At 29.0% G+C, this 23,448-nt stretch carries 23 protein-coding genes; all 23 read right to left on the bottom strand.

The window, feature by feature from the left end:
• Nucleotide 1: 1 nt before the first annotated feature.
• Complete coding sequence (locus AC3Y25_RS15040; protein WP_489903276.1) at nucleotides 2-1,282, bottom strand: ABC transporter ATP-binding protein; 1,281 nt, start codon at nucleotides 1,280-1,282, stop codon at nucleotides 2-4.
• A complete protein-coding gene (locus AC3Y25_RS15035; RefSeq protein WP_489903275.1) occupies nucleotides 1,283-2,146 on the bottom strand; it encodes an ABC transporter permease in 864 nt (287 codons plus the stop codon).
• 131 nt (nucleotides 2,147-2,277) lie between these two features.
• Entirely contained in the window at nucleotides 2,278-4,245 is a 1,968-nt protein-coding gene (locus tag AC3Y25_RS15030) for a polysaccharide biosynthesis protein (RefSeq protein ID WP_489903274.1), read from the bottom strand.
• Between the two features lie 84 nt (nucleotides 4,246-4,329).
• The gene (gene rfbA / locus AC3Y25_RS15025; protein WP_489903273.1) at nucleotides 4,330-5,214 is read right to left on the bottom strand and encodes a glucose-1-phosphate thymidylyltransferase RfbA; all 885 of its coding nucleotides are present in this window, start codon (nucleotides 5,212-5,214) and stop codon (nucleotides 4,330-4,332) included.
• Nucleotides 5,215-5,296: 82 nt separating this feature from the next.
• Entirely contained in the window at nucleotides 5,297-6,142 is an 846-nt protein-coding gene (gene rfbD, locus AC3Y25_RS15020) for a dTDP-4-dehydrorhamnose reductase (RefSeq protein ID WP_489903272.1), read from the bottom strand.
• Nucleotides 6,142-6,690 carry a dTDP-4-dehydrorhamnose 3,5-epimerase gene (gene rfbC / locus AC3Y25_RS15015; RefSeq protein ID WP_489903271.1) on the bottom strand — a complete coding sequence of 183 codons (549 nt, stop codon included), beginning with the start codon at nucleotides 6,688-6,690 and terminating at the stop codon, nucleotides 6,142-6,144. The genes rfbD and rfbC overlap by 1 nt, the downstream gene beginning before the upstream one ends.
• 14 nt (nucleotides 6,691-6,704) lie before the next feature.
• Entirely contained in the window at nucleotides 6,705-7,832 is a 1,128-nt protein-coding gene (locus AC3Y25_RS15010) for a DegT/DnrJ/EryC1/StrS family aminotransferase (protein WP_489903270.1), read from the bottom strand.
• On the bottom strand, nucleotides 7,832-8,254 hold the full coding sequence (locus AC3Y25_RS15005) for a WxcM-like domain-containing protein (protein WP_489903269.1): 423 nt from the start codon (nucleotides 8,252-8,254) through the stop codon (nucleotides 7,832-7,834). The genes AC3Y25_RS15010 and AC3Y25_RS15005 overlap by 1 nt, the downstream gene beginning before the upstream one ends.
• A gap of 3 nt (nucleotides 8,255-8,257) precedes the next feature.
• A complete protein-coding gene (locus tag AC3Y25_RS15000; RefSeq protein ID WP_489903268.1) occupies nucleotides 8,258-9,214 on the bottom strand; it encodes an MraY family glycosyltransferase in 957 nt (318 codons plus the stop codon).
• Between the two features lie 24 nt (nucleotides 9,215-9,238).
• Nucleotides 9,239-10,135 (bottom strand): NAD-dependent epimerase/dehydratase family protein, encoded by an 897-nt coding sequence (locus AC3Y25_RS14995; protein WP_489903267.1) that lies wholly within the window; start codon nucleotides 10,133-10,135, stop codon nucleotides 9,239-9,241.
• 24 nt (nucleotides 10,136-10,159) lie between these two features.
• Nucleotides 10,160-11,185, bottom strand: a complete 1,026-nt coding sequence (locus AC3Y25_RS14990; protein WP_489903266.1) for a WaaS/CpsH family glycosyltransferase — start codon at nucleotides 11,183-11,185, stop codon at nucleotides 10,160-10,162.
• Complete coding sequence (locus tag AC3Y25_RS14985) at nucleotides 11,182-12,315, bottom strand: NAD-dependent epimerase/dehydratase family protein (RefSeq protein WP_489903265.1); 1,134 nt, start codon at nucleotides 12,313-12,315, stop codon at nucleotides 11,182-11,184. Before AC3Y25_RS14985 ends, AC3Y25_RS14990 begins: the two co-directional genes overlap by 4 nt.
• A 22-nt stretch (nucleotides 12,316-12,337) precedes the next feature.
• Complete coding sequence (locus AC3Y25_RS14980) at nucleotides 12,338-12,928, bottom strand: DapH/DapD/GlmU-related protein (protein ID WP_489903264.1); 591 nt, start codon at nucleotides 12,926-12,928, stop codon at nucleotides 12,338-12,340.
• Nucleotides 12,925-13,944 (bottom strand): glycosyltransferase family 2 protein, encoded by a 1,020-nt coding sequence (locus tag AC3Y25_RS14975; RefSeq protein ID WP_489903263.1) that lies wholly within the window; start codon nucleotides 13,942-13,944, stop codon nucleotides 12,925-12,927. The genes AC3Y25_RS14980 and AC3Y25_RS14975 overlap by 4 nt, the downstream gene beginning before the upstream one ends.
• 6 nt (nucleotides 13,945-13,950) lie before the next feature.
• Nucleotides 13,951-14,703 (bottom strand): hypothetical protein, encoded by a 753-nt coding sequence (locus tag AC3Y25_RS14970; protein ID WP_489903262.1) that lies wholly within the window; start codon nucleotides 14,701-14,703, stop codon nucleotides 13,951-13,953.
• 438 nt (nucleotides 14,704-15,141) lie between these two features.
• Nucleotides 15,142-16,113, bottom strand: a complete 972-nt coding sequence (locus AC3Y25_RS14965) for a WaaS/CpsH family glycosyltransferase (RefSeq protein WP_489903261.1) — start codon at nucleotides 16,111-16,113, stop codon at nucleotides 15,142-15,144.
• Between the two features lie 32 nt (nucleotides 16,114-16,145).
• A complete protein-coding gene (locus AC3Y25_RS14960; protein ID WP_489903260.1) occupies nucleotides 16,146-17,021 on the bottom strand; it encodes a glycosyltransferase family 2 protein in 876 nt (291 codons plus the stop codon).
• A 40-nt stretch (nucleotides 17,022-17,061) separates the two neighbouring features.
• The gene (locus AC3Y25_RS14955; protein ID WP_489903259.1) at nucleotides 17,062-18,147 is read right to left on the bottom strand and encodes a glycosyltransferase family protein; all 1,086 of its coding nucleotides are present in this window, start codon (nucleotides 18,145-18,147) and stop codon (nucleotides 17,062-17,064) included.
• A 5-nt stretch (nucleotides 18,148-18,152) separates the two neighbouring features.
• Nucleotides 18,153-19,466, bottom strand: coding sequence for an oligosaccharide flippase family protein (locus AC3Y25_RS14950; protein ID WP_489903258.1), 1,314 nt, complete (start codon nucleotides 19,464-19,466; stop codon nucleotides 18,153-18,155).
• Between the two features lie 30 nt (nucleotides 19,467-19,496).
• Nucleotides 19,497-20,375, bottom strand: coding sequence for a glycosyltransferase family 2 protein (locus tag AC3Y25_RS14945; protein ID WP_489903257.1), 879 nt, complete (start codon nucleotides 20,373-20,375; stop codon nucleotides 19,497-19,499).
• 1 nt (nucleotide 20,376) lies between these two features.
• Nucleotides 20,377-21,243 carry a dTDP-4-dehydrorhamnose reductase family protein gene (locus AC3Y25_RS14940; RefSeq protein WP_489903256.1) on the bottom strand — a complete coding sequence of 289 codons (867 nt, stop codon included), beginning with the start codon at nucleotides 21,241-21,243 and terminating at the stop codon, nucleotides 20,377-20,379.
• Between the two features lie 5 nt (nucleotides 21,244-21,248).
• The gene (wecB, locus tag AC3Y25_RS14935; RefSeq protein WP_489903255.1) at nucleotides 21,249-22,367 is read right to left on the bottom strand and encodes a non-hydrolyzing UDP-N-acetylglucosamine 2-epimerase; all 1,119 of its coding nucleotides are present in this window, start codon (nucleotides 22,365-22,367) and stop codon (nucleotides 21,249-21,251) included.
• 66 nt (nucleotides 22,368-22,433) lie between these two features.
• Entirely contained in the window at nucleotides 22,434-23,429 is a 996-nt protein-coding gene (locus tag AC3Y25_RS14930; protein ID WP_489903254.1) for a polysaccharide biosynthesis protein, read from the bottom strand.
• Nucleotides 23,430-23,448 lie beyond the last annotated feature (19 nt).

Genomic DNA, 23,448 nt, shown 5'->3' with positions numbered 1-23,448 from the left:
TCTATTTCCAATTTAAGATTGGCCTAATAATTCCTGGAAAATTTCCATTATAATTCCCTCGAGCTGTATCACCGCCAAGTTCATCAATTACATTAAATCCAACTATATCCATCTGATGAAATTCTACAACAAATGGGCTATATCTCATGATTGCAAAACTACATGAATAAGTTCCTTCTGCTAAGAGATTCCCTGGGATTTTTACTTTTTTTGAGTGAATTCCTTTAGCCGGAGCTTCTTTCAATGTTAAAGATTTTTTATCATGAGAGCTTAAAATATGAATATTTTCATTGTTAAACAAATTAAATCCATGTGTAAAAGTATGTCCGTCCTCTAAGATTTCGTATGTAAATTCAATTGTTATCGGATTTGTTATTGAATGGTTTAATTCCAATTTATCCTGTTCGTTTAGGACTCTTGCAGACAACAAACGTAAGAAATTTGTCTTTGGACATGTTTCTAGGTTCCATTGTTTATTAGCAAATTGCTTTTCATCGTTAAAATACTTATTAACAGCTTCTTCAACATTTCCCTCAAAAATCACTTTCCCATGTTCTAGAACAATTCCTTTTGTACATAAACTTTTAACCGCGGCCATATTATGGCTCACAAACAAAACAGTTCTTCCTTCTCCTTTAGAAATATCCTGCATTTTTCCAATAGCCTTCTTCTGAAATTCAGCATCACCAACAGCTAAAACTTCATCAATAACTAAGATCTCAGGTTCCAGAAAAGCCGCAACAGCAAATGCCAAACGAACTGTCATTCCAGAACTATATCTTTTCACTGGGGTATCAATATAACGTTCACAGCCAGAAAATTCAATAATTTCATCAAGCTTTGAAGCAATTTCTTTTTTGGTCATTCCTAAAATGGCTCCATTAAGAAATATATTTTCTCTACCGGTCATTTCTCCGTTAAAACCCGTTCCAACTTCCAATAAAGAAGCTATACGTCCTCTAGATTTTATACTACCTGTTGTTGGCGCTGTAACCTTTGAAAGAATTTTTAAAAGGGTAGACTTTCCTGCCCCATTCTTTCCGATAATTCCTAAAACTTCACCTCTTTCTACCTCAAAGTTGATATCCTGTAAAGCCCAAACGTAATCTGAAGTTCCTTTTGTAGACCGATCGTTGGTATCACCAATTTTTAGATATGGATTTTCTTTTCCTCGAATTTTATGCCACCATCGATTTAAATCATGGCTTAAAGTTCCTGTTCCAACCTGCCCTAGACGATATTGTTTAGATATATTTTCGGCTTTTAATATGATGTCTTTCATTTATACAGTATCTATAAAGCTTTTTTCTGTTCTATTAAAAATTAATAACCCAATGAAGAAAACTACAATTGTAACTATCATTGTATATACTAAACCTAAAATTGATATACTGCCAATATTTAAAAGCATATAGCGAGAAGTTTCTATAACATAAGCCAATGGGTTGTATTCTACAATCCAACCAAATTTTGGAAGTTTATCTTTTATCAATTCCATAGGATACATTACAGCAGATATATACATTAGTAATTGTACTCCAAAACCAACTAAATTATTTAAATCTCTATATTTTGTAACCATTGAAGAAATCATCATACCCAAACCTAACCCCAAAATTCCCATAAATGAAATTAAGATTGGGAAAAATAGTATTGATCCATTTAAGCTTAAATCTGCTCCTTGAAAATAAAAGAAAATGTAAAAGAAAATAAATATCCCAAATTGAATTCCAAATTTTATTAAGTTCGAAATAACTATTGATAAAGGAGTAATAATTCTAGGGAAATATACTTTCCCAAATATTCCTGCGTTGGATTTAAAAGTATCTGAAGTCCCATTTAAGCAAGCAGTAAAATAATTCCAAACCATAATTCCGGCGAGATTAAATAAGAATGGCGGAATGGATCCTGTCTTAATTCCTGCTACATTATTGAATATGATGGTAAAGGTTATAGAAGTAAATAAAGGTTGAATTAGATACCAGAGTGGTCCCAAAACAGTTTGTTTATAAACTGTAATTATATCTCGCTTTACGAAAAGCATTAATAAATCTCGATATTGCCAAATTTCTTTAAAATTAAGCGAGAAAAATTTATTCTTGGGTGTTATTTCAAACAGCCAATCATTTGTGTTTTTAGAATCCATTTTGAGGGGCTTAAAAATCTTGATTTTAAAAATTTAACAAGATTTTTAACATTTTAAAAATTGTTTAAAAATGTCAAAAGGCGTTTAAAAAACACCTCTTGAATATATTTGAATTTATTTTTCGTTTGATCTTATTTATCTAAAACTTCAAAAGTTGAATTCATACTTTTGAATTCTGGAACTATCTTTTTCATTTTTGAAACAATATCATCATTTTCGTAAAAATCAGCAATTCCGATCAATTCATCAACCTCATTATGAAGATTTTCATACTCATCTTGAATTTCTTGCGCAATCATAATCTTATTATGATGTGTTGGAAGAGTCTTAGAAGTATCATTTAATAATTCTTCGTAAAGTTTTTCTCCAGGTCTTAAACCAACAATTTTAATTTTAATTTCTTTGTCTGGAATGAAACCTGCCAACTTAATCATTTTTCGTGCTAAATCAATAATTCTAACTGGTTTACCCATGTCAAAAATATAGATTTCTCCACCATTACCCATAGCTCCAGCTTCTAGTACAAGTTGACATGCCTCTGGTATTGTCATAAAATAACGAATAATATCCTGATGCGTAATTGTTACTGGTCCTCCTTCTGCTATTTGTTTAGTAAATAAAGGTACAACAGATCCGTTTGAACCTAAAACGTTTCCAAAACGAGTAGTAATAAATTTTGTACCGCCTTCAACCTTTTCCCTTTGGTTTTTTAAGAATAAAGACTGCACATATTTTTCTGCAATACGTTTACTTGCCCCCATTACATTACTTGGGTTAACAGCTTTATCTGTAGAAACCATTACAAATTTCTTAACCTGATATTTACAAGCTAAATCTGCAAGGTTTTTAGTTCCTTTAATATTAGTTTGAATTGCTTGAGATGGATTTTCTTCCATCAAAGGCACATGCTTGTAAGCTGCTGCATGAAAAACAACATGAGGATTATAATTTTTAAAAACTTTTTCTAAAGCTTTTTTGCTTCTTACATCAGCAATTACTGCAACAATTTTCGTGCTGAAATTCATTCCCTGAGTTTCTAAGCATAAATTGTGTAACGGTGTCTCTGCGTGATCTAAAACAATTACATTTTTTGGATTAAAATTCAGAACCTGTCTAACAATCTCACTCCCAATCGAACCAGCCGCACCTGTTATTAAGATTGTTTTATCTTTTAATTGTTTAGAAATTGATTTACTATCTAAGACTATCGGTTTCCTTTCTAATAAATCTTCAATCTGTATATTTTTTACTTTCTGAGAAATTTCTTTTTGATTTTCCCAATCTGAAATCAATGGAACCGTATATACTCTGTAATTGAACTCTAAACACTGATCAACAATAATAAGTTGTTCATCTTTCGTCAAGCTTTTATCTGCAATAATTACACCTTCTGCAGCAACGGATCTCATTAATGCTGGAAGTTTTTTTCTTAAAATTAAGATTGGCAGATCCAGCATTCGTTTAGAAGCATTCTGATTATTTTTATCAACAAATCCAACAATTTTAAATCTAGAAGGTGTTTCAAATTTTAAAGCATTTGCAACAGAAATTGCATTTGCATCTGTCCCATAAATAACTGTCCTAACGAGCTTTGTAGTAGTTTTCTCTGAAAAATACATTTCAAAAGTTTGTTTTACAATTACACGATACAAAAACAAACCGCAAAACGATAAAACTAAATTTATAAAAAGAGCTGTATTTAAAAATGCTTTATACCCAGTATATAATTCAAATATTAGATTTATAAATAGAAAGAAAACCAAAACTGACATTTGAGAGAAAAGCAGTTTTATTGCATCAATATATGATGAGTGTCTAATAATTCCTGAATATGTTCTAAAGAGCCAAAAGAAAAATATATTGACTGTTATTAAACTGGCTACAAAATAAAAATCATGAGAAGTTATAATGTAACCAATTGCAGTACCATCAAAAAGCAAATAAGTAAAGGAAAATGAAAAAAACAAAACCATTACATCAATAGCAACAATAATCCACCTAGGCAAATAACTCAAATTATTGATATTTGCTCTAAGGTTTCTTGGAGAAAAGGTTCTATATAACAAAGAAGCTATATTATTTGGTTTTTCTGTATTCAATTTAGCATTTTTTAAGTCAGTAAAATTTGAACTTTATACAAAAATACAAATTAAAGGTTTTAAATAATTACTTAGTGGTGCAAATTAAATTTTAACACCTTTTTTCTTTTGCTTTAAAAATTCAAGTAAATAGGTTCCATAACCTGATTTAAGTAATGGCTGAGCTAATTCTTCAAGCTGTGTATCGTTAATGAATCCCTGCCTCCATGCTATTTCTTCAATACAACCAACTTTCAAACCTTGTCTTTCTTCTAGAACTTGTACAAATTGCCCAGCTTGCATTAAACTGTTAAAAGTTCCTGTATCCAGCCAAGCTGTTCCTCTGCTTAATATACCTACTTTTAATTTTCCTTTTTCAAGATACACTTTATTTACGTCTGTAATTTCATATTCACCGCGGGCGCTTGGCTTAATATTTTTGGCAATTTCAACAACAGAATTATCATAGAAATAAAGTCCTGGAACTGCATAATTAGATTTTGGTTCCAAAGGCTTCTCTTCAATAGAAATAGCATTTTTATTTTCATCAAATTCAACCACTCCATATCTTTCAGGATCCGAAACATGGTAAGCAAAAACAACTCCTCCATCTGGATCCGCATTTTCTTTTAACAATTGCTGCATATTAGTACCGAAGAAGATATTATCTCCCAGTACTAAGGCGACTTTATCTTTACCAATAAATTCCTCTCCGATTACAAAAGCCTGAGCCAATCCATTCGGATTTGGTTGTTCTGCATAACTAAACTTACAACCAACCGTACTCCCATCGCCTAAAAGTTTTTTAAAATGTGGCAGATCGTGAGGGGTAGATATAATTAAAATCTCATTAATTCCTGCCATCATTAATGTTGATAACGGATAATAAATCATAGGTTTATCATAAACCGGCATTAGCTGTTTACTTACAGCTAATGTCAATGGATGCAATCTTGTGCCAGAACCTCCAGCTAATATAATTCCTTTCATATATTTTGATTTTGGATTTTGGATTTTAGACTTTAGATTTCTTTTGAAATTCTATAGTCTAAATCTTCAAATCATTTTTAATTTAAGCAAACATTTTTCTTAAACTGTCTTTATAATTTGGAACTTCTAAATTATAAATTGTTTTTATCTTTTCCTTATTTAACAAGGAGTAACTTGGCCTTTTTGCTGGAGTTGGATAAGATAAAGATGGAATCCCTGTAACTTTACAGCTATAACTTCCAAGTTCTTTAATATTTTCTGCAAATTCATACCAACTAATTTCGCCTTCATTCGAATAGTTATAAATTCCAGAAATCCATTCTGGTGATTCAATTACATTAATCATTGCTTGTGCCAAATCTGCGGCATGGGTTGGTGAGCCTATCTGATCATTTACGACAGTAATTTCATCTCTTTCCTGCATTAATCGCTGCATTGTTTTGACAAAATTATTTCCAAACTTACTATAGACCCAGGAAGTTCTAATAATAATTGACTCGGGGTTTTCTTGCAAACATGCAGTTTCGCCAGCTAATTTACTTTCTCCATAAACATTTATAGGATTTGTTTCAGCTTCTTCATCTAAAGCAATTGAAGACGTACCATCAAAAACATAATCTGTCGAAATATGAATTATTTTTACGTTATTTTCTCTGGCATATTTTGCAATTAATCCTACAGCTAAATGATTCACCTTAAATGACAACTCTTTTTCAGATTCAGCTTTATCAACAGCAGTATAAGCCCCACAATTAAATATAATATCAGGCTTAATTCCACTTAACTGTGACTGCAATAATTCTAAATCATCTAATGTCGCTTTTGTTCGATCAGCAAATATCCAATCATAGCTTGAATAAGAAGAGGATAAAACTAAAAGTTCTGACCCTAACTGACCTGTTGCTCCGGTTACAAGAATTTTTTTCATTAAAATAAACTATTGCAATTATCAATAAAAGGAAGTATTTGATCTTTTTCTGAAACTATTGCTTCATCCAGATTCATTCCCCAATCAATGCTCAAAGACGGATCATCGTATTTAATTCCGCCCTCAGAGGCTTTATTATAAAATTGATCACATTTATACATTACCGAAGCAGTGTCACTAATAACTGAAAATCCATGCGCAAATCCTTGCGGAACTAATAATTGTTTTTTATTCTCTGCTGATAATAAAACACTAAATGCTTTTCCATATGTAGGAGAGTCTTTTCTTAAATCTACCGCAACATCAATAATTTCTCCCTCTAAAACTCGAACTAATTTTGTCTGTGCGAAAGGAGGATTTTGGTAATGCAACCCTCTTAAAGTTCCTTTTTTTGAGAATGACTGATTATCCTGAACAAACTCAATGTTAATTCCTAAATCTTCAAGTTTAGTTTTACTATAAGACTCAAAAAAATACCCTCTTTCGTCTCCAAATACTGTTGGTTCTACAACCACTAAGTCTTTTATAAATGTTTCTTCGATTTTCATTTTTTAATTTTTATTCATTTAAAGAAATTAATAACAACCTCTTTTATTCTACTTTTATCTGTATTGGTTAAATTTGATCCTGATGGCAAACATAATCCTTTTTCAAATAACTCTTCAGAGATCTTATTGCCATAATATGGATATTTTTCAAAAATTGGCTGAAGATGCATTGGTTTCCATAATGGTCTACTCGCTATACCAGATTTTTCAAAAGCAAGTCTTAAGCTTTCCCTTTCTTCTACTGTTTCAAGTAATATTGCATTCAGCCAATGATTAGAGAAAAAATCATCGTTTATATTATCAAAGAGCTTTACATTTTTAAATTCTTTAAAAATATCTTTGTAAAATAAATGATTTGCCTGTCTTAAATTAATATTCTCTTCTAAGATTTTCATTTGTCCAAGACCTATCCCCGCGCAAATATTACTCATTCTATAATTGTAGCCTATTTTACTATGCTGATAATGAACCTCTGCTTCTTTTGATTGAGTAGCATAAAAAATTGCGTTCTCCTTTTGTTCTTTATGTCTAACAATTAACGCACCACCGCTAGAAGTGGTAATAATTTTATTTCCATTGAAAGATAAAATACCAAAGACTCCAAAACTACCGCACTTTTTTCCCTTATAACTACTCCCTAATGCTTCAGCACTATCTTCAACAATCGGTATCTCATATTTATCAGCAATTAAATGTATTTCATCTACTTTATAAGGCATGCCATATAAATGAACCGCTATAATTGCTTTTGGCTTTTTCCCCTTTTTTATTCGATCTTTTATAGCAATTTCAAGATTTTCAGGGCAAATATTCCAAGTATCAACTTCGCTATCTACAAATATCGGAGATGCATTCTGATATAAAATTGGATTTGCTGAAGCCGAAAAAGTCATACTCTGACAAATTACCTCATCACCAGCTTTAACACCTAACAAAATTAATGCTAAATGTATAGCCGATGTACCTGAATTTGATGCTGCAACAAAGTATTCATTTCCAAAATAAGTCTGAAGTACATTTTCAAACTCATCTACATTTGGGCCTCCCGAAGTTATCCAGTTTGTTTTTAGAGCTTTCTGTATATATTCTTGCTCATAACCACTTTCTTGAGATAATGATAAATAAATCCTCTTATCTTTCATCACTTAAAAAACCAATAATCAGATGGATAACGTACATCATCATCAGTTACATTTGCTAATGGTAATGTAGAATAAGATATTACTTTTGAATTTTCTTCAAGAGATTCTATTGCATTTGCATAACCCGCAGGTATATGAACAATTTTGCTGTCAGATTCAGAAACAAAAATAGTCTCAATAATCAAATCCTTTGAAGGATTTTCCCAATCATCAATTTTTACGAAATGAATATTAAAAGAACCTGAAAGACAATAAAAATTCTTAGCATCTAGTTTATGCCCTTGCCAAGCACGAATTGGATTTTCCCCAGAATTACTTATAATATAAAATCTTTCAATATCTCTAAAACTAAAATCGTTTACATAAGATATGCTTCCTCGATGATCTGAGAATTTTCCTCCCTGAATTATTTTAGGTTCCATGGTTCAATCGTAAATTACTTTTTTTAGTAAATAAAATTTTAAAGAATAAAGGAGTAATAAAGGTAAAATTACAATTACGAATATAATTTCATCCTGAACTTTTTGGTAGAGAAAAATCGCTATTAAAGAAATTCCTGCTTGAACTAAAGCATAAAGAAGAGACACCAATCTATGCTGTATTTTATATTCATTACTAAGTACTTGATATAAATGCAATCTATGAGCTTCAAAAATATTTTGTTTAAGATAAAGTCTGTGCAGAATTGTACAAACTGCATCCACTCCATAAACAGCCAAAAATAACAACCAAATAACCGATTCTGTTTTTAGTATTAGTTCTAACACCAAATAAATTACCCAAAAAGCTATGGCAATACTTCCAACGTCTCCTGCAAAGCATTTTGCTTTTCTTCTGAAATTAAAAAATAAGAAAACTAAACTGGCCAGCATTACATATTTTATAAACATCCCATCTGTAAAAAACTGGATTTTTGTATTGACATACAATAATGATCCCATAACTACTAAAGTATAAAGGCCAGTGATACCATTAATTCCGTCCATAAAATTGTAAGCATTGATAAGCCCAATGGCTAAAATATATGTAATTCCAACTCCCCAAAACGGCATTAAATGGAATAAATTTAAATCTATAAAAATCAAAGTGATTGCAAGGAAATGAATGGAAATTCGAATCTTATTTGACAAACTTTGGATATCATCCCAAAAACTAACTAAGCTAACTAATGTTATACCAGTAAAGAAGAAAGAATTGTTATCAATATGCTGTACAAAATATAGCAAGGCTGAAAACCAAAAAATGATTCCTCCACCCCTTAACGTTATTTCTGTATGTGAACTCCTTTGGTTAGGTTTATCAATTATATTAAAACGATCAGCTACTCTAAAATATAGCAACATTATAGTCACTAATATAATTTCTAGAAATATGTATTCCATTTTTTGTTCTGATTCTTTAAATATTTAATTTATACTTTCTTTTTCTAAGTATTCTAGAACTGAATGAGGATTCCATTTTAAAAACGTTCTAGCTTTTGAATCATCAAATGTTAGATCTGATATAATCTTTTTTATTTTCGAAGAGTTAACAGGAAAACGATTGCCAAGGATATCTCCAATTTTACCAAGAAATAATGCAACATTAATCGGAAGATCAAATTGTTGTTTTTTATTTTTAGAAATCATTAAACTAAGCTGATTAAAATCTGGATGTATTCCATCAGTAATATTATAAATTCCTCCAACAGATTTGACAATTTTAATAAACAAAGCTACATCTTTTACTAAGATCATGCTTTTTTTTGCTTTGCCTCCACCAATATTAAAATAATAGCCTTTTTCGATAGCTTTTACCATTGCTCCAAGGTTACCGGGAGCTTTTTTACCCACCAATAATGGCAATCTTAAAATGGTACAGATTACATTATTTTCATGGCACCATTTTTTTACAATTTCTTCAGCTTTAATTTTACTTAATCCATAAGGGTCATTTGCTAATAATGGATGATTTTCATTAATATTTTTGCCTGTTTCTTGTCCGTAAACCGAAACAGAGCTTATAAAGACAAATTCTTTTGGCAAAGATTTTTCAAGTGCTTTTAATAAATTTGATGTTCCTAAAACATTTACATCATAAAATTTTTTTATTTCAGATTCAGTTTTTGGAACGGAGTGAGCTTTTCCAGCTGCATGAATAATTAGATCAAAATTTTCTATAAAATCAAGCTTATCTTTTTCTAAAGAAACTTGATAGTCAGCACTATTTCTAGAAAGTGTTTTGACATTAAAATCGCTAACCAATTCCTCTTTAATACTTGATCCTAAAAATCCATTTGCTCCTGTTAGAAGTGTATTAACCAAAACTTAAAATTTAAAAATTATAACCTAATTTAACCAATCTAATGAATGTTCATCAAAGAACAATTCTTCAAGCCAACCAGATATTGACATTTTATGATATAAATCTTCATTTATTTCTATAAAAGGCAATTCAAAAAAACCATAATCCAAACTAATATCGTTTCGATCAATTACATATATATTATTAGTATTGTAAAAAGGATATTGTTTAATATCAGTATTTGTAGTTATTAATTTTCTACTGCTTCCTAATGCCTCAAAAACTCTCATTGTCAATCCTCTTTGATTCGGATGATTTATATCTAAAATAACTTTAGAATCTTTATATAAATTAATTATTTCTTCATGTTTTAAACTCTTGAATGAAATGTTTTTATATTTAAATTTTTTAAACGATTCATCAAACAATTTAAAAAAGAAAAAAACTAACCTACTGGGAGAATAATAAAATGCAAAATTTTTAAGTTTCTTCTCTTTACACCACTTTGCTACGTTTTCACTAATAACATACCTATCTGAATGGGCAGTTCCTATGAAAAGTAAATCATACTTTGGATTATTATTAATTGCCAATTTATAATAATCGTCAGAAAAAAACAAAGGTCTAAATTCAAGATTATAAGTTTGCGAATCTTTTGAATCAAAAGTGTACTTTTTATCAAAATTATTCAAGATATTCACTCCATTTGGATTATTCTGAAAAGAATCAAAAGTATAGTATAAAAGAAAAATATTAGGATTTAACTCTCTAACTTTATCTATAAAATACTGGGGGATAACTTCTCCTTTAATCAAAAAAAAGTAATCGTAATTTTTACTTTCAATATCCTTTAAAATGTCTCTATAATAGTTAGAAATCTTAACATGATAGAGACTTCTTTTTAATCTGATTATTCCTTTTGTTAGTATTGAATTACTTGGCCTTTCATCATAATAATCAACATGAGCCCCCAACGATCTTAATTTATCTGCAATAATATTTTCATAATTAAATAATTTAACAGAAAAAAAAAGAATCCTCTTGTTTTCAAAACTATTCTTTTTTATCACTTTAGTAGACCTTTCTTTTTCATTTCCTCCAATGAAAGACTAAGTTTATCCTCTTGGATTTCTTGCTGTAATACCCATGCAGAAAATTTTTCAATACCTTCTTTAAAAAAAACTTTTGGTTCAAATCCTAATAGGGATTTAATTTTAGTTAAATCAGCAAAGTTATGACGTATATCTCCTAATCTAAATTTTCCAGTCACAGTTACAGGAACATTAATATCATATGCTTTAATCAATGAATTTGCAACCTCAAGAACATCTGTCGCAACACCAGTTCCTACGTTAAAAACATGTCCATTTGCTTCTTCTTTTTCAATTCCAAGAATTGTCGCATTTACAACATCATCAATAAACACAAAATCTCTTGTCTCTTTTCCGTCTTCAAAAATTTGAATTGGATTATTATTTCTAATTTGGGTTGAGAAAATAGACAAAATGCCTGTATACGGATTAGACAATGATTGTCCAGGACCATAAACATTTTGATATCTAAATCCTACTGGGGCTATACCTAGTGTAGGGCAAACAGTCATAATCATTTGCTCTTGATTTTGCTTTGTAATACCATAAACAGAAGAAGGATGAATTTTCGATTCTTCATCAGTAGATAATAACTCAAGTATTTTATTATCTTTATATGTTAGTTCAAAATTTCCAGCCAACATATCTTCTTCTTTTCTATGAGAAGGATAAACTATTCCTAACTCAGGATGTTTATATTTTCCTTCACCATAAATAGATCTAGAAGAAGCTATAACAATTTTTTCTATAGAATGATTGCTATTAGCCAAAATATCTAACATAATTGCAGTACCCTGAATATTAACTTCTGTATATTTTTCAATACAATACATTGATTGCCCAGTTCCTGTTTCGGCAGCAAAATGAACTATTACATTTTGATTTTGAATAGCTTTTGTCCAATCTTCTCTCGATGTAACTGTTCCATTTATAAATGCAACCTTATCTTTTATACTCTTAAATAGGGGAGAAGTTACTTCAGGATTCTCGCCATGTATTTGTTTAGAAAGATTATCTAAAACCGTAATTTTATGTCCTTTTTCTATTAGTTTTAGAGCAAGATTACTTCCAATAAATCCCGCACCTCCAGTAATTAATATATTTTTCATTATTATGATATGATTTGATTTTTTACTTTTTAATTAATTCCCATTTTTTTGTTTCAAAATTAAACTCTTTAATTGGTTTTGCCGGAGATCCAACGGCTATAACATTTGCTGGCAAACTTTTTGTCACTACTGAATTGGCTCCAACTATAGTTCCTTTACCTATTGTTACACCGGGCAAAACAGAAACGAATTCTCCTAACCAAACATTGTCTTCAATAAGAATAGGTTTTGAATACATTTTCCTGTCCTTTGGAATAGAATCTGGATCACTATCTAACTCATCACCAGAATAACTTCCATGCGAACAATCTGAAATATAAACTTTACTAGCAATTAACACATTATCTCCAATTATTACACTTTCCATTGCCGTTATATGCACATAATCATTCATCTGAAAATTTCTCCCAATAAATAATGCTTTATTACCGTTCAAAGGGTATGCTTCAATACGGCAACCAAATCCTGTAGTAAAACCTTTAGAAACCTGAATAAATTTTTTTCCTCTTATATCTATTGGAAACCTAATAATTCTTGCATTTTTAAAAACAAACTTAGTTCTTAATAAAAATATGAACATTTTTATTAAACCTAGTAAGGTATAACTTTTCATAATGCTCTAAGTTTATTAAAATACCTCAAATAAATAATGTTTTTTTTAGTTATAATTTTATTCATAATCAGATAAAACAAAATTCTCTCAGCTTTAGAAAGTTTATTCTTTAAAACCAAATCTTCATTAAGTATAGTGATAAAAAAAGGGAATTCGAAAATTTTATTTAAAAGATTTTGTTTTACTTCTTTATTTCCCTTATTGACAACTATACTATAAATAACAGAAAAAACCATCCTTAGATATAGAATTTTAAATTGTTCATAAAATAGATTTTTCTCATTTTCATTTTGTAAAAAAATCATCAAATCGTCTAAAACATAAATCTTATCCAAAATCTTTGGAGATATTGTTTTCATTATAGATCCATCTCTTTGTCTATATCCTATTAAGGTATCCTCAATCTTTGAAATTTTTCTAGAATAAAAAAATGATTTAAATATAAAATCCAAATCTTCAAACCATATACCTTCTTTAAATTTTAAAGCATTTTCACTTAGAAATTCTCTTCTAAACATTTTATTCCAAACTGCAAAGGATATGTCATTTTCGAACAACTTATTCATTTTATCTTCTAAAGTAATAAGATCTTCATGAAAATTAACGCGATCTAATCTTAATTTCTTTTTCTCTAAAATCAAAAATTCGTAGTAAGGTGCTACAACTATATCTGATGTTTTTTCTACAGCCTTTTCATACATTTTATAGATAGTATTTTTACTCTCTATGTAATCATCACTATCAAAGAAAATAACATACTCTCCTTTAGCAAATTGTAAACCAAAATTCCTTGCAGAACTTAATCCACCGTTTTCTTTTCTATATAAAGTAACATTACTAAAACGATTTGAAAAATCAATTGCAATGTCGATTGAAGAATCTTTTGAACCATCATCAACTAATATCACTTCACAACCATCTTCTAGTGGTAATAAGCTCAACAAAAATTGATGAAAATACTCTTCAACATTGTAGAAAGGAACGACAACACTTACTTTGCAAATATTTATACTCATAAAACTTTATCTGATTTTTATTCGATCGGCTATATTAAAAATGATTGGCCATAATAAAATAGTTCCTGTAGCGTACCACATATTACTAAATGTACACAACAGGATTATTGAATTTAAGGATGCCAAAGATGTAAAATAATAAATACTGCTCTTTTTTACTAATAAAGGGTAAATTATAGAGCTGATCATCATAGTTAAATACATGAAGATCAAACCAAAGGATCCTAGAAAAAAATATGCGGGAAAATAAATAGTCGAAGCGTTCAAAATTGGCGTAACTAGATAGTTTTCGCCATCACTATTTTCCATCATGTCAGTATATCCAAATAATGCCACAAGCCTTTTACTTAGAAAATCTGGAAATAACTGACTTGTTATAAAAATGCCAACATTGTTAACAAGGAACTGATCTTTCTTTTCATTAATAATATTTTGAAGATTCCCGATTGGCGAAATAAGATATATGTAGCTCCAATAAAACTCACCTGGAATACCACTATCTATAAAAGTATCGGTCGCCCCTCCTACTCTCAATAAATATTCTTTATCTTCTTTACTTTGTTCCTGTCTTACGTTTCCAACAACACCAAATAGATATAACACTAGCCCCAATACCACAATTGGTTTAATAATAGTTTTTATACTTATTTTTTTTAATTGCATTAGAAATATAAAGATCATGGCAGAAAATACGATCATAAAAGCACCACGATTCATCACTAATATGTATGGAAATAAAGTCAATATGAAAAAAAACAAGTTCTTTTTCTTTTTATTGCACAAGTAAAAATTAAACATCAATATTGAAAAAAAAATATTAAATGTACTGAGTATTACATGAAAAGTAGGAATACCATTAAAATCTTGATAAGAATATGATGAATTTAGAAATGTAGTTACTATAGGTATACTTCTCTCATATGAAAACTCCAAGAAATAGCCTACAAAAATAAACAATAATGATTTTTTTACAAAAGATGGCTTTAAGTTTACCTCATTAACAGGAATTCTTAATGTTTTTAATTGTATAAAACTTAAGCCTAATGCGATAAGAATTGTTATAAATAAAAAATATAATAAAAATCCATTTAATTCTGGAAATAGATCTGACCATCCTATTTGGTATAATATAAGTATCAATGCAAATGAAGTTGCATATACAAAACAAGGAAGATATAATATTTTATTACTCATAATTTATCTATCAAAGAAAATTTGCTTTAGCCATTCTTCTAAAGAAAGTACAATTTTCTGATCTTGTTTAAATTCAGCTTCAAAAAAATCTTTATCTATTTTTATATTCTCCAAATCAAATAGCGCAACCATCCCAGACTTTTCTACAAGTTTATCACTTTTATAGAAAACATTATTCGTTGCTACTTTAGTACAAAAAGCTAACGATTCAATGACCCTCATTGCTAATCCTGTTTGTCTAGAATTGCTAACATCAACCATTATTCTTGTATTCGAAAGCGTTTGAAGATATTCAGATCTATTCATATGAATAAAGGAAACAATTGATCTATCCAATTTTCTTCCTTTCAAAAAATACTTAACTCGAGTAGTAAAAGGCATATATAAAAATGGCTTTAAAGAATAGCCATTTATCTCACAGAATTTTTTAAATTTTAATATTGCTTCATATCTTTCCTCAAAGAAAAATCCCATAAAAAAGAAGTCGAACTTTATTTTTTTCTCTTTTAAATGATATTCTTCTATATCTTTTGTATAAAATAAAGGGACGTATTTAATTTTAAAGTCATCACTATCTTTAAAATCAAATGTTTTTACACTGTCAAAAAATGGAATAAGATTTTGAAAAGTATTTGTTCTCTCTGAGTCCCATTGATACATTAACGTTTTGCTCTCTGGATTAATTCGCTTAAAACTCTCTAAAAAAGATTTAGGCATCAAATAACCTCTTATTACAAATAAATAATCGTAATGTTTGTTATTAATCGATTTTAATATTTTTTCGTAGTGATTAATTTGGTATTTTTCTAAGTATCTATTAAAAAAATTATTTATAAAATTGAAATCAAAACCATATGATCTTTCAGGAAAAAAATCCACTGACGCGCCATTTTTTTTGAAGTTTTCCATAATCATATTTTCATAATCGTGAAATTTTGGTCCAATAAACAATATTTTTTTTTTACTAAAATCCATTTTTTTTGAATATTTTTTTTGAAGTTTAAAATTTAGTTTATCGACCTCTTATAAATAATTCTTTGTAAGGTGCCTTTATTTTTAAGCCCTAAAAATTTAGCTACTAATTTTTTATTCTCACTACTCAAGTTATGTTTATAAAGCTCATTATATTTTTGAACTTGCAGAATATTGGGCAATAAATAATTTCTATTCTTCACTCTTGAAACAAAACCTTTAACCCTGTCAAAAAAAGTATTTTTTTCTTTAATGGTTACACTATTTGAATGGGTTCTATAATACATTAATTGTTCATTAATAAAAATTGGCTCGCCAAACCCATAAGCAATTAGTGCTATTAAATAATCATGCATTATGATATCCTGCATATCGCAACGCATAAGTTCATCTTTCATGGCTTTGTTAATAAGACATGTACATCCTGTTACAATATTAAAAATAAGGAGTTTTTTAAAATTGAATTTTTCTGCAAAAAAACCATGTAGTTCCCAAAATGAAGGAAAAACCGCTTGTCCATCCTCATCAATTAAAGATAAGTCATGAAAAACCAATAGCGGCTTTGTACTATCATTTTTAACTACATTCATTTGCTTCTCTATTTTATAAGTAAACCAAATATCATCTTGATCTGATAAGAAAATATATTCATTAGAAGCTAAAGAGATTGCATATTTAAAAGATTTATTGGATCCTAAATTTTTCTCATTAAAAAAAAGTTTAATGATGTCATTTCTCCTTTGATATTCTTGCAAAATATCTCGAGTTGAATCTGTTGAACAATCATCTACAATAATAATTTCATCAATCGGGTATGTTTGCTTTAATATAGAATCTAATTGTTTTTCTATATATAAGCTTCCGTTATAAGAACATAATACGACACTTACTTTTTTTATTTCTCCTGACATTATTATTTAAATTCTCTTAAATTAGTTCTTGATGATTATATTATTTTTTAGATTCCGTTAGAATTTCGCAAAAGCATTGATCAATTAAATTATCCCAATAAAATTTAGAAATTCCATTCTTAACTTTTTCTTTTTTTTTCGCCAAAATTGATTTATCAAATTTTTTTACAAAATCATTCCAGTCATTAAATTTCTCAAAGAATGCCATATCTTGACTTTCAAAAACATTTTTTAATTCCTTTAAAGGAGTAGATAAAAACGGAATTCCAGCAGTTATATAAAATGAAGCTTTTGTAGGATAGCAAAGATTATAATAAAACTTTTCTTCATCATAAGGAATTATTCCTAAGTCACACACAGAGACTATATTTTGAGCGGTATTTTCATCAAAATCTCCTAAATAAATAATATTTTGTGGTAGATCTATTTCATTTAACCATTCTCCCCATATCCCAATAAGTACCAAAATACTATCTGGATTTTGCAAAAAAACCTCGATAATTGGTTCTATTTGCCTACCCTTATTTAAACTGCCAGCGTAAACATATTTTGTACTATCACTACTAATCCATTTTTGATTGTTTAAAAAAGATTTATTACTTATGAGTTTTGGCCCTCCATTAATAACAACATTTGAATGGTCATGCTGTATATTATATTTTTCGTTTACAAACCTTCTCATCTCTGTAGAAGCAAAAATATAATAACAATTAGGAATACTGTATAAGACATCTTCCAGCTTAAGCATAGACTGCAGTACAGGTAAATCTAAATCAATAGCCTGTTCATATGGCAAGTCATTAACCTCGATAATTAATTTATTTTTACTAGAAATCCCTGCTAAAATAGATTTGAAAATTTTTCTACTTATTTTTTTTGTTAATAAAGGAAAAAGTAAAGTTATTGCCGATTGATGAACTATAATTGTATTATTCTTTTTACATAAAAGAAACAACAAAAAAATAATTCCTTTCCAAATTCTTTTAAGTATGTTATTTCTATATAAGTACATATTAAGCCTTAGAGTTTCAAAATGGCTCACCTTATTTGAAAATGCCAAATTTCTAGCCATACCCCCTTCATTTATTTCATCTGACAAATATGTTATATAATAAGTACCTCCCATAAAAATTAGATATTCTTTATAGTTTTAATCTGCATAAAAACATTTTTTAGTTTGAAATTTTCTTTTTCAAATAATATCAAACCTTTATTTTTAAGAACGATAAAAAACGAAACTCCAATAATTATTTCTGTAAACAGATAACTTATACTCGTGCCTATATAGCTAAAATAATATGCCATTATTACGTTTAAGATTAGACTTAAACATGCCGCAAAACTAGTAATCCTTAAAAATAATTTATCCATATTTAAATTTAGCATCGTCTGTACCCCCATGATGCTGCTCATAGATGATAGAAATGGTAGAAAACTTAAAATTTGAATGGCTATAACTGAACCTTCAAAACTTTTACCATAAATAATAAAAACAATTAATGGCGCTAAAACGAGAATCCCTAAACACACTAATACTGAAAAATAAAAAACAATAGGAAGAATTTTTCTAAGCTTTAATAACCCAGCTTCTTTGCTTTCTGAAAAAGCACGGCCGATATATGGATAAAGTGATGATGCTAAAGGAATATTGACAACACTTTGTACAATCAATATAAAACTAACTGCTGTTGTGTAAAAACCAATTGACTTTGTTTTAGCAAAAAAACCAAGAATTATAATATTAGTAGTTGTATATAATGAAAAGATTATTGATGAAAAAAAAACCAATCTAACTTCTTTTAGTAATTGAAGTGAATGTTTTATTGAATAAAAAGTGAACTTAATATTGAATACAAATAAAACATAGAAGAAAGAAACAATGCTAATTAAAAAATTACTAAAGACCCCAATAGCAACGTACAAAACTAAATCGTCTTTTTCGGAAATCAGAAGTAAAATTAGACTTGCATTAATTACACCTTTTATTATTGTCATCACACTTAATATAGATAACTTCTGTAACCCTTGAAAAATATATTGAGGAGTTAAAAACGCAGAAACAACATTTAGGAATAAAACCAAAGACAATAAAAAATTTTCCTGCAAAAGGGATATAAAACTAATACAAATTCCAAAAAAAATAGCCGTAACAACTAATAATATGAGTCTAGCACAGATTACTTCAGAAAAAACTTTTGACCGTACTTCCAAATTATCTGGATCAACAGCAATTTTTCGAGTTGCTGTAAAATCAAATCCATAATTTACAATTAAAATAAAATAAGTGATAAATGCAGTTATGTAATTGATAATACCAAAACCATCAGGACCTAAAATCCTTGAAACAAATGGTATTGTTATTAAGGGAAAGATATAATTGACAATTTGAACTAATCCTAACGAAGCAATATTATTAAGAAGTGTACGATTTTTAGAATAGGTCATTCTACGATTGATTTATATAAAAGAAAAGCTTTAGTTTGCAAATAGTAAATTTAGGCGTCTCTTAATCAACTGGACAAAAGTATTTTTATCTTCCTGATAATAATTCCCAATTTTCAAATAATTCGCTCTATAGCACCGTGCTTTTTTCGTTATATTGTTGAATATACTTTGATTTCTTTTTGCTTTCTCGTTGGTATATTTTTGCTTTTGCTCATCAATTGAAACTTGATGTACATAATGATTTTGATGAATAGCAACAATATTATTTAAAAATTTAATCTTCATGCCCTTCTGTCTTATTCGAAATATTAAATCATCATCATCATAGCCAAAGCCATTAGAATATCTTGAATCGAATCCTCCTAGATCAACCAAATCACTTGTCATTAAAGCTGTACAAAAATGATAGGCACCTGGACGATGTTGAGAATGATTATACCAGCCTAGCCCTCCATCAGTTTTTACAACATAGGAGTTTTCTTCAATAATTGAAGAAATATTTTCTCGATCAAAAAAAAGCAAATCATCATCTGTATTCTTTTTATCTAGAGAAAAACACCCAAATGACAAATAATGATTTTCTTTTAAATTTTCATTAACATATTGTAAGATATCTCCAAAATGATAGCATTCAGGATTTTGAATAATTATTTTATCCCCTATTGCTTCTTCGAAACCAATATTAAATGGAATACATGGGTTACTATACCATTTATTTTCCTTTTCTAAACGGATTACCCTCAAAAAAGGAAAATCTTTCTGCAAATCCTCTAATCTTTCATTATCGTCACTTCCATCATCAACAACAATTACTTCAAAATCAATTTTTCCATAATTTAAACTAATACTTTGTAAAGTGCGAACAAAAAGTCTTTTCCTATTATAATAAGCCGTAACTATTGAAATCATTTTAATTTAAGTATTGTGAGTAAATAGAAGAATGTTCTGAAATCCATTTCTTCTGATTTTCCAACATATTTTTATAATCAGGAACTTCATAATCAAAATCTTTTCTAATACTTACAAGACTTTTATCTACCTTGTAATCTCCATTCTTCTCGATTAAAATGATACTATCCTTATAAATAGAGTTAAATAAAGAAATTAAACTATATTTATCAATTTTAGATTTTGGAGCTATTTGAATTAATCCAGTTATATTTTGCTTTATAATTTCACTAACAACTTTTGCAAGCTCTAAGGTTGTAACTCCCGACCAATATGCTTCGGTGAAACCTTTTATATTACTCCCTTCTGATTGCATCATAAACCAGTGAAAAAGACCAATCCCATTATGATTTAATTCAGGTCCTATAATGGATGTACGAATTGTTACATCCTTACTATTATTTAACTCGCCTAATGCTTTTGATTGAGCATAAAATCCTAAACCATCTTTAAAATCTTGCTCGTTATAGTTTCCTTTTTTTCCTGAAAACACGCAGTCCGTACTAATATGAATGACCTTAATATTAGTATCATAGGTAATCTCTTCTAAATAATGAGGAAAATAACTATTAAACCAGATCGCTTTTGCTGGATTATCCTCAGCTTCTTTATTTAAAATTCCGATACAATTTACAACATAATCAAATTGATTATCAATAATTATAGAAGATAAAGCCTTTGTGTCAGAAATATCAATGTTAAAAATTTTCTCCCCATTTTCAATGTTTCGTGCTATTCCATAAACATCAAATTCCCTGTTTTTATTAAAGTAATTAAAAATCATATGGCCAGCCATACCTTTTATTCCTATAACTAAGATTTTTTTCATAGATCCTATTTGTTCCAAATTACTTGATTAACAATAGAGGTATAACTCTGAATTGCTTTAATAACACGATCTGAAGTATTTGTAACTAAATACTCTTTTGGTAATTCTATATTTGAATCAAATAATCCTTTGGCAATTTTAATAGAATTTAATATTTGCTCCGAAGATATGCCACCTAAAACGATTGTTCCTGAGTCAATAGCTTCAGGTCGCTCAGTACTTGTTCTAATGCTTACTGCCGGAAATCCCATCATAGCAGATTCCTCACTTATTGTACCACTGTCAGAAAGAACTATATAAGCATTTTTTTGTAAATTAACATAATCGAAAAAACCCAATGGGGGCACATTAGAAATCAACGAATGAAATTTTATTTTCTTCTTTTCTATGCGATTTCTAGTTCGAGGATGTGTTGAAAATATAATTGGCATCTTATAATGATCGGCAACTGTATTTAATGAATTTGCCAGCACTTCAAAATTATCGTTCAAATCGATGTTTTCTTCACGATGTGCACTTACTACAATATAATTGTCTTTCTTTAAATTTAATCTATCAACAACATCGCTGTTTAATATGTTTTCATTATGCTTTATTAAAATTTCGTTTAAAGGAGACCCCGTAAGAAAAACATGATCTTTTCTAAATCCTTCACTCAACAAATAACGACGACTATTTTCCGTATAAGTCAAATTAATATCACTAATATGATCTGAAATTTTACGATTAATTTCCTCTGGAACATTCTGATCAAAACATCTATTCCCTGCTTCCATATGGAAAATAGGAATTTTTAACCTCTTTGCAGCAATAGTACTTAAAACACTATTAGTATCTCCAAGGACTAATAAAGCATCAGGTAATTCCTTTGCTAATATTTCGTATGATTTAGAAATCACATTACCAATGGTTTCTCCTAAATGCAGCCCAGAGACATTCAAAAAGAAATCAGGCTTTCTTAAACCTAAATCCTCAAAAAAAATCTCGTTTAGCTCGTAATCATAATTCTGACCAGTATGAATTAAAATATGGTCAAAATATATATCACATTTTTTTATACATTCAGCCAGACGAATAATTTCTGGTCTAGTACCTAAAATGGTAGCAACTTTTAACTTTGTCATAAAATATTGAATGAATTTCTATTCAATTAAACTTTCAAAAAACTATAAAAATATCTCTTAATATGGCTAATTACTAAATAAATTAAGCTTATTTAATAACTTTTTTACGCCTTCAACATCTTCTCTTTTCGTATTATGCGAATTATAATCATCTATCTCAGATTTAATTTCTTGGCCTTGTGAAAAATATTTAGCATAATTTAAATCTCTGTTATCTGCGGGTATACGGTAAAAATCCCCCATATCTTCAGCTTTCATCATTTCTTCTCTAGTGCATAAAGTTTCATACAATTTTTCTCCATGCCTAGTTCCAATAATATTAAATTTACAATCTATGTTTTTTAATTGACATATTGCCTGTGCTAAATCTCCAATAGTTGCAGCTGGCGCTTTATTTACAAATAGGTCTCCCGGCTTACCATGTTCAAACGCAAAAAGAACTAATTCTACAGCTTCTTCAAGAGACATTAAAAAACGCGTCATATTTGGATCTGTAATTGTTAGAACCTCTCCTTTTTGAATTTGCGATAGAAATAATGGAATTACTGAACCCCGAGAAGCCATTACATTTCCATAACGGGTTAAACAAACAATCGTTTCTTTCAAGTTACGAGCCTCCGCCACAGCTACTTTCTCCATCATTGCTTTTGAAATTCCCATTGCATTGATTGGGTAAGCTGCTTTATCTGTAGATAGGCAAATTACCTTTTTCACATTATTTGCCGCTGCTGCTCGTATAACGTTTTGTGTCCCTTCAACATTTGTTTTTACAGCTTGCATTGGAAAAAATTCACAAGAAGGAACTTGCTTTAAAGCAGCCGCATGAAACACATAATCGACACCAGTCATTGCATACTCAATGCTATTATAATCCCTTACATCACCAATAAAATATTTTATTTTATCATTCTTATATGAGTTACGCATGTCATCTTGTTTTTTTTCATCACGTGAAAAAATTCGTATCTCTCTAAAATGGTCAGTATCTAAGAAGCGATTCAAAACAGCAGATCCAAATGAACCAGTGCCTCCAGTAATTAACAAAACTTTATCTTTAAACATAATTACTATTTATTTCAAT

The sequence above is a fragment of the Flavobacterium sp. LK-23 genome (assembly GCF_058135255.1).
Note: the sequence above shows the minus strand (reverse complement) of the source record. Positions and strands in the feature narration are given on the sequence as shown.